12 protein-coding genes are annotated in these 13373 nt (G+C 40.5%); 7 read left to right on the forward strand and 5 right to left on the reverse strand.

Features of this window, described 5'->3' with window-relative positions; genetic code table 11:
- The first annotated feature begins 100 nt into the window (after window positions 1–100).
- Window positions 101–2497, forward strand: coding sequence for a zinc-dependent metalloprotease (locus ACFQZJ_RS18355; RefSeq protein WP_379936430.1), 2397 nt, complete (start codon window positions 101–103; stop codon window positions 2495–2497).
- Between the two features lie 46 nt (window positions 2498–2543).
- Complete coding sequence (locus ACFQZJ_RS18360) at window positions 2544–3566, forward strand: threonine aldolase family protein (RefSeq protein WP_379936431.1); 1023 nt, start codon at window positions 2544–2546, stop codon at window positions 3564–3566.
- Here ACFQZJ_RS18360 and ACFQZJ_RS18365 read toward each other — a convergent pair whose 3' ends face one another.
- A complete protein-coding gene (locus ACFQZJ_RS18365; protein WP_379936432.1) occupies window positions 3567–3890 on the reverse strand; it encodes a YegP family protein in 324 nt (107 codons plus the stop codon).
- A 143-nt stretch (window positions 3891–4033) separates the two neighbouring features.
- Between ACFQZJ_RS18365 and ACFQZJ_RS18370 the strand changes: the two genes are divergently transcribed.
- Window positions 4034–5134, forward strand: coding sequence for an OmpA family protein (locus ACFQZJ_RS18370; RefSeq protein ID WP_379936433.1), 1101 nt, complete (start codon window positions 4034–4036; stop codon window positions 5132–5134).
- A gap of 56 nt (window positions 5135–5190) precedes the next feature.
- On the opposite strand, the gene ACFQZJ_RS18375 is transcribed toward ACFQZJ_RS18370, so the two are convergent.
- Complete coding sequence (locus ACFQZJ_RS18375; protein ID WP_379936434.1) at window positions 5191–5643, reverse strand: thioredoxin family protein; 453 nt, start codon at window positions 5641–5643, stop codon at window positions 5191–5193.
- A gap of 22 nt (window positions 5644–5665) precedes the next feature.
- A complete protein-coding gene (locus ACFQZJ_RS18380; RefSeq protein ID WP_379936435.1) occupies window positions 5666–5992 on the reverse strand; it encodes a YbaB/EbfC family nucleoid-associated protein in 327 nt (108 codons plus the stop codon).
- A gap of 142 nt (window positions 5993–6134) precedes the next feature.
- Between ACFQZJ_RS18380 and ACFQZJ_RS18385 the strand changes: the two genes are divergently transcribed.
- The 3 genes from ACFQZJ_RS18385 to ACFQZJ_RS18395 all read left to right on the forward strand — a co-directional run bounded on the left by ACFQZJ_RS18385 (window position 6135) and on the right by ACFQZJ_RS18395 (window position 10695).
- A complete protein-coding gene (locus tag ACFQZJ_RS18385) occupies window positions 6135–8192 on the forward strand; it encodes a S9 family peptidase (RefSeq protein ID WP_379936436.1) in 2058 nt (685 codons plus the stop codon).
- Between the two features lie 82 nt (window positions 8193–8274).
- Entirely contained in the window at window positions 8275–9315 is a 1041-nt protein-coding gene (locus ACFQZJ_RS18390) for a PLP-dependent cysteine synthase family protein (RefSeq protein ID WP_379936437.1), read from the forward strand.
- Between the two features lie 120 nt (window positions 9316–9435).
- Entirely contained in the window at window positions 9436–10695 is a 1260-nt protein-coding gene (locus tag ACFQZJ_RS18395; protein ID WP_379936438.1) for an aminotransferase class I/II-fold pyridoxal phosphate-dependent enzyme, read from the forward strand.
- 60 nt (window positions 10696–10755) lie between these two features.
- Here ACFQZJ_RS18395 and ACFQZJ_RS18400 read toward each other — a convergent pair whose 3' ends face one another.
- Window positions 10756–11874, reverse strand: coding sequence for a GTP cyclohydrolase (locus ACFQZJ_RS18400; protein ID WP_379936439.1), 1119 nt, complete (start codon window positions 11872–11874; stop codon window positions 10756–10758).
- Window positions 11875–11926: 52 nt separating this feature from the next.
- On the reverse strand, window positions 11927–13012 hold the full coding sequence (locus tag ACFQZJ_RS18405) for a transporter (protein ID WP_379936440.1): 1086 nt from the start codon (window positions 13010–13012) through the stop codon (window positions 11927–11929).
- An 87-nt stretch (window positions 13013–13099) separates the two neighbouring features.
- On the opposite strand from ACFQZJ_RS18405, the gene ACFQZJ_RS18410 reads away from it, so the two are divergent.
- Window positions 13100–13363 carry a DUF4834 family protein gene (locus ACFQZJ_RS18410; RefSeq protein WP_379936441.1) on the forward strand — a complete coding sequence of 88 codons (264 nt, stop codon included), beginning with the start codon at window positions 13100–13102 and terminating at the stop codon, window positions 13361–13363.
- Window positions 13364–13373 lie beyond the last annotated feature (10 nt).

Genomic DNA, 13373 nt, shown 5'->3' on the forward strand with positions numbered 1-13373 from the left:
CAATTTTCTGTCGGGTTTGGTTCTTTTATTACCATGCCGGAAGTTATGAGGTGTTATTTCCGTTATTTTACATATTTTTAAGGACTAAACCATTCAGAAAATGAAAAATCTAGCTTTACTTTTTGCCATTTTTTTTGCAAGTCAATTTACTATGGCCCAGTTCTCCGAAAACAAATCCGACTATAAAAAATATGAAGGTCTTTTTGACTTTTATTACGACGGTAAGAACGATAAAATTTTCTTGGAGGTTGATCGGCTAGACCATGAATTTTTGTACGTATATTCTTTAAGTAGCGGAATAGGCAGTAACGATATAGGTTTGGATAGGGGGCAATTGGGGAATGAACAGGTAGTCTATTTTAAAAAAGCCGGAAGTAAATTGCTCTTGGTGCAACCGAATTTAAAGTTTAGGGCCTTGACCGATAACGACTTGGAAAAAAAATCTATAGAACAGGCCTTTGCTAAATCGATTTTAGGAGGCTTTAAAATCGAAGAAGAAAAAAACGGCAGCTATGTAATCGATATTACCGATTTCTTGATGCAAGATGCCCATGGCGTCGTAAAACGATTAAAACGTGCCAAGCAGGGTTCCTACAGCTTGGACCGCGCTAAAAGTGCTTTTGCCTTGGAACGTACCAAAGCTTTCCCAAAAAATGTGGAGTTTGATATGACCATGACATTTAAAGGTGAAGCTGCTGGTGGATACATTAGGTCCGTAACCCCAAATCCGGATTTGATTACCGTGGCACAACATGCTTCCTTCATAGAATTGCCGGATGATGGATATAAAAAAAGAGTCTTTGACCCAAGAAGCGGTTCCTATCCTTTTACGTATTACGATTATGCAACCCCGGTGGAGGACCCCATCTTAAAACGATTTATTACCCGTCACCGATTAGAGAAAAAAAATCCCTCAGCAGCCTTAAGCGAGGCCGTAGAGCCCATCGTTTATTATTTGGACAATGGTACCCCGGAACCGGTAAGAAGCGCACTACTGGAAGGTGGTCGTTGGTGGAACGAGGCTTTTGAAGCTATTGGTTACAAAGATGCGTTTCAATTAAAAATATTGCCGGACGATGCCGACCCTTTGGATGTACGCTATAATGTAATACAATGGGTACATAGGTCAACCAGAGGTTGGAGTTACGGTAGTAGTATTACGGACCCAAGAACCGGCGAAATCATTAAGGGACATGTGAGTTTGGGAAGTTTACGTATTCGTCAGGATTTTTTAATTGCGCAAGCGTTAATGGATAAGCCTTTTGCGGACAGGGACGATAATAACCAAGCGATGCTGGAGTTGGCCATTGCAAGGATACGACAGCTTTCCGCCCACGAAATAGGCCATACCCTTGGTTTTGCGCATAACTTTGCCGCGAGTACCAAAGATAGGGCCAGCGTAATGGATTATCCACATCCGCAATTTTCAATAAAAAGGGGTAAAATAGACTTTTCCAATGCGTATGCTACAGGAATGGGAGATTGGGACAAAGTAACCGTGGCTTATTCTTATGCAGACTTTGTAGAAGGCACCGATGAACGCAAGGAACTGAATAAAATTTTGGAGTCCGCCCAAGATAAGGGCTTGCGCTACATTACCGATCAAGATGCGCGGCCACAAGGAAGCGCGCATGTCTTGGCTCATTTATGGGACAATGGCACCGACGTAAGTGCGGAACTGGAAGAAATGATGAAAATTCGTAAAACGGCAATCGACAATTTTTCCATTGATAATATTAGAACGAACGAACCAAACTCAGTATTGGAGGATGTTTTTGTGCCGCTTTATTTCTTTCATAGATACCAAACAGAAGGTGTAGCTAAGATTATTGGTGGTTTGGAGTATAACTATGCGGTAAAAGGAGATGGCCAGAATGTAGTGACTACGGTCGATAGAAAAATGCAACAAGACGCGCTTAATGCCGTAATACGAACGTTGGATGCCGAGGAAATCGCAATTCCGAAAGAAAAACTGGGTCTTTTCCCGCCCAGGGCATTTGGTTATGGCAAAACACGCGAATCCATTAACGGAAAAACCGGGGTGTCCTTTGATCCGTTGTCCGCTGCGGAAACAGCAGCCGATATGACCTTGGGCTTCCTATTGCATCCGGAAAGGGCTTCTAGGCTCATACAGCAAAAGTATTTAGATTCCAAAAACCTTGGATTGCAAGAACTTTTGAGTACGGTAGTGGCCAATACTATTGCTAAAAAGCACAGCGATGAATACATAAGCGGCGTACAGCAAAATATTAATTTTAGGGTGTTGTTCCATATTATGAACCTGGCGGCAAGCAAGGATGTGCATCCGCAGGTAAATGCCATTGCGAATGAACAACTAAATACATTGGCTTTAAGTTTAGCGGCATCAAATAACGCCATGAACAAGGAAATGGCAAGACGAATTAAAACGTTTTATGCGCATCCTGATAAATTTAAGGTGATTCCGGCACCCGTAATACCAGATGGGTCCCCAATAGGTATGGACTGTTTTCATTAATGCTGTATGGTGGTTGACGGACTTTAACTTAAATTGAAATTATTAAATGAAAATAAACCTTATTAGCGATACGGTAACCAAACCAACCCCTGGGATGTTGGATGCCATGATGCATGCAGAAGTGGGTGATGATGTCTTTAAGGAAGACCCTTCGGTAAATGCCTTGGAGGAGAAAGTGGCTACCATGTTCGGTATGGAAGACGCCCTGTTTTTTCCAAGTGGTACCATGACCAACCAAACGGCCATAAAACTACATACCCAACCGGGTGAACAATTGATTTGTGATAAATACGCCCATGTGTACAATTATGAAGGTGGCGGTGTAAGTTTTAACAGTGGTGTCTCTTGCCGATTGGTAGATGGGCATAGGGGAATGATGACGGCCGGGCAGGTTAGGGATGCAATTAATCCGCCTGACTTTTACCATAGCCCATTGTCTACCTTGGTCTGTATCGAAAATACGACGAACAAGGGTGGTGGTGCCTGTTGGGACTTTACCGAGCTGCAGAAAATAAAATCTGTTTGTGAAGACCATGGTCTTGGCTACCATTTGGATGGTGCCAGATTGTGGAACGCCCTGGTTGCAAGGAACCAAGATCCGTTGCAATACGGTCAGCTTTTCGATACCATTAGCGTTTGTCTAAGCAAGGGTCTAGGGTGTCCGGTTGGTTCTGTTTTAGTGGGTAGCCGCGAAATAATATCAAAAGCGATACGGGTGCGTAAAGTACTTGGCGGCGGTATGCGCCAAGCGGGATTCTTAGCGGCAGCGGCAACGTATGCCTTGGATCATCATGTAGAACGATTGGCAGAGGACCATGCGAAAGCCAAAGAAATAGGTTCGGTGCTTTCTGGTTTAAAATATGTAAAGAAAGTAGAGCCCATTGAGACCAATATCATCATCTTCGAAATCGATGAAACCTTTTATAATAGTCAGGTGTTTACAGCGGCATTACTACAAAAAGACATACATATAATAAGTATGGGCCAAGGAAAGTTGCGTATGGTAACGCATTTGGATTATACCAATACCATGCACGATCGGCTGCTTAGTATATTACCAAGTCTATAATTAAACGATGTTGGTAGGTGTTTGATTCTTTAGCTGTAGGATTAAATTCTTTATACCGTTTTCCATACCGGCCTCGGAACGGTATAGTCCACTACTTCCTATTATCTTACCCTCTTTATTTTTTAGTTCGAATAAAAACTGACCGTTGAAATTTGTTTTACGCTCAAAACTTTTTGCCGTAGATATTGTTTTAGATAAACCGTTCAAGGTCTCGTGTGTTAGTTGCTCGTTTGCAAAGGGTATACTTTTTAACAGTGCTTTTCCGGATTCCGACTTTACCAAAAACTCAAATTCATCCGATGTAACTTTCTTTAATTCAATCATTTTACAAGCTTTTTCTTAAAGATAGGAAATCTTTTTTTGGCGTATGTTTTGGCTTGATGCTATTTTTTTTGAAATAATAAGTGACTTGTTTAAAAAAAAAGGTTCTAACTAGGTACACAATAACATTTTAAAAATCAACCATTATGAAAAAAGTACTTTTTGTTTTTGCCTTTATGACTGCTGCGATTTCCGTGGCACAAGATTTACCTGAAAATCCGGAACCTGGAAAGTGTTATGTACGCTGTACGACTCCTGATGTTTACGTGAACGAGACTATGACGATTACTGTCGCCCCGGCTTACAAAGTTTTAAAAACGGTACCGGCTACGTTCAAGACAATTACCGAACGTGTAGAAATTAAAGCTGCAGGAAAAAAACTGACGGTAATTCCTGAAAAATGGGGAACGGAGACCGTAACGTATGTTTCCAAAGAAGGTGGGAACACCTTAAAAATAACACCGGCCAGTTTCCGACCAAGTTCGGAAACCATTGAAATCAAGCCCGCTTATGCTCAATGGGAGCTGGGTGCCGCTGCTCCAGATTGTGCCTCAGGTAATCCGGACGATTGTAGATATTGGTGTTATAAGGGGTATCCCGCAGAATTTACGACCATAGACACCAAAGTTTTAGGCGCAGATGCAGCTGTCGCAAAGACCGCTATTGGGTCAAAAAGTGATTCGTATACTAAAAGGGTATTACTGGAGCCCGCTCGTGTAGTAGAGGAAATTATACCTGCGGAATTTGCAACGATCACTAAAACAGTTTTAGATAAAGATGCCTATACTGTTGAAGAAATAGTGCCCGCCGTTACAAAAACAGTTTCGAAAGAGGTGCTTAAAACTAAAGGCGGACTTACAACTTGGAAAGAAATCGAGTGTTCTCTGGTCGAGTACCAAGCATTACCGATAAACTGGAATTTGGGTAGCGCAAGTTTAACGAACGAGGCCAAAAGAATAATCGATACTAGGTTAATGCCTGTATTGCAACAGAACCCAGGTGTAAAATTGGAAATTGCCTCCCATACAGATGTTAGGGGCAATAGCAGTAACAATCAAGACCTGTCGGAAAGAAGAGCAAAAGCGGTAGCCGATTATCTGATTACCAAAGGAGTAAACTCCAGTTTATTGGTTGCCAACGGATACGGAGAGAACAAAGTTAAGAACCGTTGTAAGGAAGGCGTTACGTGTACCGAAAGAGAACATAGCGTAAACCGGAGAACGGAGTTTAGGTTAATAAATAATTAATTACCTTAAGTTTCCCCGAATAAAAAAGGCTTTCCAGAACAGGAAAGCCTTTTATTTTATTGGTACTTAGCTAATAGTCGCAAATGATATTGTACATCTCCGTTCATTGCGTAACCGGAATATTCGTCCAGCGATTTTCCTTTTGGATCAAGTACCTTAAGCAGTGGGAACACTCCCTTTCTGTTGTGTTCTGCCACCACCTTTTTGTTCCGATTTAATTGCTCTGAGGATAGCAGATCCTGATTTCTGGGCATATCTATATACACCAGAATGTAATTTTGGGAAGCCTCAACGAACGCAGGGGTATCAAATAAATCTTTTTTTAATACTTTGCAGGGAGCACACCAATCACTTCCCGTAAAATAGAGTAGAATATTCTTATCCTGTTTTTTTGCCAGTTTTTTGGCAGTTTCAAGATTATAGTGCCAATCGTTTTCTGTTTTACGATCATTGTTTACCTGAGCGGATAGCAATAATGGGACTACAAATAGTATAAAAAGTTTTTTCATGTTGCCAAAATTTGGATGCATCTTACTTTAAGAACGAATCCATCCCCGGAATATTGGGCATCCCTTCTTTTGCTACCGCCGCAAGTTCGGTTTCGTGTACAGATGTTGCTTTCTTTATGGCCTTGTTCAAGGTAAGTATCAAATACTCTTCCAATTGCTCTTTGTCTTGCAGTAAGTTATCATCAATGTTTATTTTTTTGATTTCACGATTGGCGGTTAGGGTAATTTCCAATAATCCGTCTTGGGATTTTTCATCTACCAATACGGTATCCAATCTTTTTTTTGTGGCTTCCACTTTTTGTTGGGTTTCTTTCAGTTTACCCATCATGCCCATCATATCTCCAAACATATATACTTGTTTTTAAACGTTACGTACGGTAAAAGTACTAAATCCATAGAAGTACTTAAATTTTATTAAAACAAGATCAGTGCCAAAACTTGATAGGATTTAACCTTATTTTTGCACCCGTTACCAAAAAATAAGCACGTAAATGAGTAAAATAACACCTCCGTCGGCCAAAAAAATAGAAACTAGATTGGAAAAGCACGGAGACCTGCGCTTGGATCATTATTATTGGCTTAACGATAGGGAAAACCCTAAGGTTGTCGATTATCTCAATCAAGAGAAAGACTATTACGAAACGCTTACGGCGCACACCAAAACATTTCAAGAAGCTCTTTTTAAGGAGATGAAGGGGAGAATTAAGGAGGACGACTCTTCGGTGCCATATAAATCCAACAGCTATTGGTACAAAACGCGTTACGAAATAGGAAAGGAATATCCAGTATATTCCAGGTGCAGGGAAACTTTGGAAGCTGCCGAGGAAACTATTTTCGATGTGAACGAAATGGCCAAAGGTCATGATTATTTTAAATTGGGCGGTATAGCGGTGAGCCCGAACAATGAATTGGCGGCCTATGGCGTGGACACTGTATCTAGGCGTCAATATACATTACGCATAAAAAATTTGAAGTCGGGTGAGGTTTATGACGAAAAGATAGAGAATACCACAGGCGGTGGTGTCTGGGCCAATGATAACAACACCTTGTTTTACACTAAAAAGGACCCTGTTACGCTAAGATCCGATAAAATATACAGGCATATCTTAGGAACACCGGTCGAAGAAGATGTTTTGGTGTATGAAGAAACCGATGATACCTTTAGTACGTTCGTGTATCGTACCAAATCAAAAAAATACTTGGTCATCGGTTCGTTTAGTACACTTACCTCAGAATTTCAGATCTTATCTACGGATGAGCCCCATGGAAAATTTAAAATGTTTTCGCCTAGGGAAAGAGGTCTGGAATATACCATTTTTCATTACGAGGATTCTTTTTATGTTTTGACCAATAAGGACGGCGCCACTAATTTTAAACTGATGAAAGTAGGGGAAGAGAACACCAATGCCGCGCATTGGAAGGAATTTATTCCGCATAGGGAAACTGTGCTGCTAGAGGATATTGATATTTTTAAAGATTATTATGTACTATCCGAACGAGAAAACGGACTAAACCGTATAAAAATAACCAAATGGGACGGTTCGGATTCGTATTTTCTCCCTTTTGAAAGTGAAACTTATACCGCTTATGTAGATACAAACCCCGATTTTGATACGGAAATACTCCGTTATGGCTACAATTCCCTTACCACACCAAGCTCCGTTATAGACTTTAATATGCGTACCAAGAAGAAGGACGTTAAGAAAGAACAGGAAGTGTTGGGAGGACGGTTTAAAAAGCAAAATTATAAGGAGCAACGCCTTTGGGCAACAGCAAGGGACGGTGTTAAGATTCCTATTTCATTGGTATTCCACAAGGATACCGATTTAAATTCGGAGACTCCGTTGCTTCAATATGCCTATGGTTCGTATGGCGCTACAATAGACCCTTATTTTTCATCCGTTCGTTTAAGTCTGTTGGACCGTGGGTTTGTTTATGCCATAGCCCATGTTCGTGGTGGCGAATATTTAGGAAGACCTTGGTACGAAGCCGGTAAGCTTTTAAACAAGAAAAATACCTTTACCGATTTTATCGATTGCTCCAAGTTTTTAATCGCTGAGCAAATGACGAGCAGCAAGCATTTGTACGCCAGCGGAGGTTCTGCGGGTGGTTTGCTAATGGGAGCTATAGTAAATATGGAGCCTTTGCTGTACAATGGGATCATTGCGGCCGTACCCTTTGTAGATGTGGTAACCACCATGTTGGACGATTCTATTCCCTTGACTACCGGAGAGTATGACGAATGGGGCAATCCCAACGAAAAAAGCTATTACGAATATATGAAATCGTATTCCCCTTATGACAACGTTTCTGCACATGCCTATCCGAATATGCTCGTAACAACAGGACTACACGATTCTCAAGTGCAATATTTTGAGCCTGCCAAATGGGTTGCCAAGCTGCGTGAGATGAAGACCAATGACAAGTTCTTACTATTGGATATAAACATGGAAGCCGGCCATGGAGGTGCTTCTGGAAGGTTTGAAGCCTTAAAAGAAGTCGCTAAAGAGTTTGCTTTTCTTCTAGATTTAGAAGGCAAAATTACATAGTGTAAAAAATATAGTAAATTTGTACCGTACGTTTTAACTGATTAAAAAAATGTTAGAGCTATAAACCATTAGGATTCCCCTTATGAAAAAAGAGATAAAGGCTTACAACAATATCTTGGAACTGGTAGGAAATACACCACTGGTGAAATTGAACAAAGTCACCAAAGGATTTCAAGGTAATTTTTATGCAAAAGTAGAAGCGTTTAATCCAGGGCATTCCGCAAAGGATCGTATTGCATTGCATATTATCGAAGAGGCCGAGCGCAAGGGTATCCTAACGGAAGGCAGTACCATTATAGAAACAACTTCTGGTAATACCGGCTTTAGTATTGCTATGGCCAGTATTATTAAAGGCTACGATTGTATTCTGGCCGTTAGTTCAAAATCATCCAAGGATAAAATAGATATGCTGCGCTCAATGGGAGCAAAAGTATATGTTTGTCCGGCCCATGTAAGTGCAGATGATCCACGTTCTTATTACGAGGTTGCCAAACGCCTGCACAAAGAGACCAAAGGTTCTATCTACATCAATCAATATTTTAATAAATTGAATATAGAAGCGCACTACAAGTCTACTGGGCCAGAAATTTGGGAACAAACGGGCGGACGGATCACGCATTTGGTGGCTTGCAGCGGAACTGGGGGTACGATATCCGGTACCGCACGTTTTTTAAAGGAACAAAATCCGGATGTAAAAGTTATAGGAGTCGATGCTTTTGGCTCCGTCTTGAAAAAATATCACGAAACCGGTAAATTGGATGAAAAGGAAATTTATCCTTACCGAATAGAAGGTTTAGGTAAAAATTTGATTCCCGGTGCTACGGATTTTGAGATAATAGATGAATATATTAAAGTAACGGATGCCGACAGTGCCCATGCAGCTAGGGAAGTGTCTAGGACAGAAGGGATGTTCGTGGGGTATACGAGTGGTGCTGCGATGCAGGCTTTAAAACAATTGAACGAAGCAGGTGAGTTCGATGGGAACAGTATTGTGGTTGTTGTTTTTCCGGATCATGGATCAAGATACATGAGTAAGATCTATAATGACCAGTGGATGGAAGATCAGGGTTTTATGAATACAATAAGCGTTGAGGAAACCCAAGAAATACAGTTTGTGAAGTAAATGGTTTTTTTTAGAAGATTTATAAGGTGGGTCTGTGGCCCACTTTTTTTGTATCTCGTAATTAAGTTATGAATGCTTCTTAAAAATATTTACTTTTGCACGTAGAACCAAATTTAGGCAATGAAAGACTTATTCGATAGAATTATAGAAAATAAAGGCCCCCTGGGTAAATGGGCGTCACAGGCAGAGGGTTATTTTGTGTTCCCAAAGTTAGAAGGGCCTATTTCCAACAGAATGAAATTTCAAGGAAAAGAGGTAATCACTTGGAGTATAAATGACTATTTGGGCTTGGCAAATTTACCGGAGGTTAAAAAAGTTGATGGCGATACCGCGGCCGAATATGGTTCCGCATATCCTATGGGCGCTAGAATGATGAGTGGCCACACCGAATTTCACGAGCAGTTGGAGAGAGAATGTGCAGCGTTCGTTAACAAGGAATCCGCTTATTTACTGAATTTTGGATACCAGGGAATTATGTCGGCAATCGATGCGTTGGTTTCAAAGGATGACATAATTGTGTACGATGTAGACTGCCATGCCTGTATTATAGATGGTGTTCGTTTGCACATGGGCAAGCGTTTTACCTTTAAGCATAACGATATAGAAAGCCTGGAAGTAAATTTGGAGCGTGCCGCAAAAATGGCCGAGCAAACAGGGGGTGGAATCCTAGTGATTTCCGAAGGTGTTTTTGGAATGCGCGGTCAGCAAGGTAAGTTGAAAGAAATTGTTGCCCTCAAGAAAAAGTATAAATTCCGTTTTTTGGTCGATGATGCCCATGGCTTTGGAACTTTGGGAGAAACCGGTGCCGGAGCAGGCCAGGAACAAGGCATACAGGATGACATTGATGTGTATTTTGCCACATTTGCAAAATCTATGGCAAGTATCGGGGCGTTTTTAGCAGCTGATAAGGAGATCATAGATTACCTTAAATATAATCTACGTTCGCAAATGTTTGCGAAATCATTACCTATGGTTTATGTAAAGGGGGCTTTGAAACGCTTGGATATGTTGCGTACACAGCCAGAGTTGAAGGCAAAACTTTGGGAAAACGTAAATGCGTTGCAAAACGGACTTAAGGAAAAAGGATTTGACATTGGAACAACTACAAGTTGTGTTACACCTGTTTATTTGAACGGTAGTATTCCCGAGGCAATGGCATTGGTAAAGGATTTACGCGAAAACTATGGCATATTTTGTTCTATAGTTGTGTATCCGGTAATTCCTAAAGGTTTGATTTTATTGCGCATGATTCCTACGGCAACCCATACCATGGAAGATATCACCGAAACTTTAACAGCTTTTTCCGCTATACGTGAACGATTGGAAAATGGTACATATAAAAGGCTTTCTGCTGCGGTTGCCGCGGCAATGGGGGAGTAGTCCCATACTATAATTTATAAATGCCCGAACGGTTTAACCATTTCGGGCATTTTTTATGCGTTAAATAGGCTTTTTGTAAGTGCAGCGCCTTTTGTACACAACCGGATCAAAATGTTTCCATATCTGTTGTATCGCCGTATTGTCGGCGAGTTCTGGCGTTCGGTAGCACATTTCTATTTTCTTCTCTCTAAAGGTTTTGTGGTATTCATTGAAAATGATGGCAGTAACCCCTTTATTTTGATACGCAGGTTGTATCCCTATGAGGTAGAAAATAACATCCTTGCTATGCTTCCTTGCTTTTAATAAATGAAAAATACCAAAAGGGAATAATTTACCCTTTGCTTTCTGTAAGGCTTCCGAGAAGGAGGGCATTACAATGGCAAAAGCTACTAACGTATCTTCCTTATCAACCACAAATTTTATGTATTCGGGATTGATAAAACTGATGTACTTCTTTTTAAAATAAGCTTTTTGGATATCCGTGATAGGTACAAAGGAGGCCAATGAGGCGTAAGATTCATTAAAGAGGTCGAACATTTTATCCGCCCAAGGCATAACGTCTTTTGTCTTCTTAAAGTTTAACGGTCGTAGCCCATATCTTTTTTTTATCAATTCGTTGATACGTACAAAATGTTTGGGATCTGCATTTTTTTCAGGAAACTTGTGCTCCAGGTATTCTTTTTCCTTTTTAAAGCCCAAACGCTCCAAGTGGTCCTTGTAATAAGGGTGGTTGTACCAGGTTATCATGGTGCCGATGTGGTCAAAACCCTCTACCAGTACGCCAACCTTGTCAAGATTGGAAAAACCTACCGGGCCTTCCATGAATTCTAAATTGTTTTGTGAACCAATGTCGGCCACTTTTTGAAGTAATGCTTCTGAAATGGTAAAATCATCTTCAAAATCGAACCAGCCAAACCGCATTTTTTTTACGTTTTGTTGCTTTATCTCTAAATGATTAACGATTGCCGCAACCCTGCCTACTATTCTATTGTCTTTATAGGCCAAAAAAAACTGTGCATCGGCATCCCTGAAAACAGGATTCTTGGACTTGTCAAAGCTTTCCAGTTCGTCCTTGATGATAGGGGGTACCCAATAGGTATTATCCTTGTACAGGGAAAATGGGAAGGTTACGAACTGTTTAAGTTCCTTTTGGGAGATAGCCTGTTTGATTGTAATCATCTATAGGTTTTATACGCTCCAATATTAGGAATATTAATCAGTATTTAAAAGCTTAGAACTCGATTTCTCCGCTATCCTTTTTCTTCTTTTTTTGTGCCTTTTTTAGTTTTTTCAATTGTTTCTTAGAGGGGCCAAGATCTATGTCTTCCGCTCCTTTTCCTTTTTTCTTCTTTTTCTTTTTTTCCAACTTCATTGCCCCTTTTTTAATTTCCCCACCATTTTCGTCCGCTGCTTGGTCTTCTATCGGCACCAATTTATCTTTATGAAAATCGAATCGGTAAGAGCCACCTAAGCTCATAAAGACTCGTGATGGCGTGTTCTTGAAGCTTGCACCTAAGTTCATATCTACCTGTAATCCTTCGTTCATAAGATAGGCGACACCACTCCGTAACAGTAAATCGGAATACCGATCGCTTTGTATGCCTTGGTGTTCTGCAAACACGCTCCATTTGGGGTTTCTAAAGGCATGGGAGATAGAGATGAGGTAATTTAGTTCCGGGAATTCGGTACCTATGCGGTCGTATGATGTATTGGTGATCAAAACCATTCTCGACGTTAACTTACTTTGGGTTGCGATCATGGCCCTTGGGGAAATCTGTGCCTCACCGGGATAAAAAGGATTGTCTCCCAGAACAAAATTCGCCCCTGCATAGAGCGATACGGCTGGTAATAAGTTTTTAAATTGGAATTTGTTGTTCGCACGCCAGCTGTACAAATTAGGTTTGTTCCGCTCTGGGTTTTTAAAAGGGTCGTAAACTAAAAATTTTAGCCCAAGCCTATTACGTTGAAAATCGGTTCTGGTTTCGCTGATACCAAAGCTGGTAAAAAGAATATTTTGATGCTGAAACGTGCCTTCGTAGTTTAGTTCCAGTTGTTCAAAAAGGAGTCCATATCGCAAGGAAATATCGCTTCCCCAGATATCCGACTGGGTATTTAAAAGTCCATGATCCTGTTGTTCGTAAAAAGCCCCCATTTCCAGTTGGACCACATTTTTACCTACTGCGTAGGCACTTACGGAGAGTCCGGGACGGTTGGAGTTAATGACATCGGTATATTGACCTGTCACCGATACCGATGCAAATAGTACCGCAAAAGAAAGCTGACCTATAGTTTTTTTGATGTTCGAGCCAATACCCATGAATAGGACTTTATAATTATTTTAATACTTTACAATCTAGTAATACAACGTGATAATTGTATTTTTGATATATAAGTATTTAATTAAATGGCATTTTTAAAAACAATTTTATTTATCCTTTTAGGATATTATCTGTTGAAAATATTGGCAAAACTGTTTGCACCTAAGATCATAAACTACGCAGCAAAGAAAACCGAATCCCATTTTAAACAGGCTTTTGAGGGTTTTGATCAACAGCAAAGATCGGCAGATGAGCAAGTTGGGGATGTGATTATCAAGAAAAAATCTGCTAAACGAAAGATGGATAGCGAAAAAGTAGGCGAGTATATAGACTTTGAAGAAGTAGACTAGTTATCTTTGC

The organism is Maribacter chungangensis (assembly GCF_042676845.1).
Taxonomy (GTDB): domain Bacteria; phylum Bacteroidota; class Bacteroidia; order Flavobacteriales; family Flavobacteriaceae; genus Maribacter; species Maribacter chungangensis.

Excerpts from the sequence above, each read along its gene's own strand:
- ACFQZJ_RS18355 (WP_379936430.1), top strand. The coding sequence starts at position 101 with ATGAAAAATCTAGCTTTACTTTTTGCCATTTTTTTTGCAAGTCAATTT.
- ACFQZJ_RS18360 (WP_379936431.1), top strand. The coding sequence starts at position 2,544 with ATGAAAATAAACCTTATTAGCGATACGGTAACCAAACCAACCCCTGGG.
- ACFQZJ_RS18365 (WP_379936432.1), bottom strand. The coding sequence starts at position 3,890 with ATGATTGAATTAAAGAAAGTTACATCGGATGAATTTGAGTTTTTGGTA.
- ACFQZJ_RS18370 (WP_379936433.1), top strand. The coding sequence starts at position 4,034 with ATGAAAAAAGTACTTTTTGTTTTTGCCTTTATGACTGCTGCGATTTCC.
- ACFQZJ_RS18375 (WP_379936434.1), bottom strand. The coding sequence starts at position 5,643 with ATGAAAAAACTTTTTATACTATTTGTAGTCCCATTATTGCTATCCGCT.
- ACFQZJ_RS18380 (WP_379936435.1), bottom strand. The coding sequence starts at position 5,992 with ATGTTTGGAGATATGATGGGCATGATGGGTAAACTGAAAGAAACCCAA.
- ACFQZJ_RS18385 (WP_379936436.1), top strand. The coding sequence starts at position 6,135 with ATGAGTAAAATAACACCTCCGTCGGCCAAAAAAATAGAAACTAGATTG.
- ACFQZJ_RS18390 (WP_379936437.1), top strand. The coding sequence starts at position 8,275 with ATGAAAAAAGAGATAAAGGCTTACAACAATATCTTGGAACTGGTAGGA.
- ACFQZJ_RS18395 (WP_379936438.1), top strand. The coding sequence starts at position 9,436 with ATGAAAGACTTATTCGATAGAATTATAGAAAATAAAGGCCCCCTGGGT.
- ACFQZJ_RS18400 (WP_379936439.1), bottom strand. The coding sequence starts at position 11,874 with ATGATTACAATCAAACAGGCTATCTCCCAAAAGGAACTTAAACAGTTC.
- ACFQZJ_RS18405 (WP_379936440.1), bottom strand. The coding sequence starts at position 13,012 with ATGGGTATTGGCTCGAACATCAAAAAAACTATAGGTCAGCTTTCTTTT.
- ACFQZJ_RS18410 (WP_379936441.1), top strand. The coding sequence starts at position 13,100 with ATGGCATTTTTAAAAACAATTTTATTTATCCTTTTAGGATATTATCTG.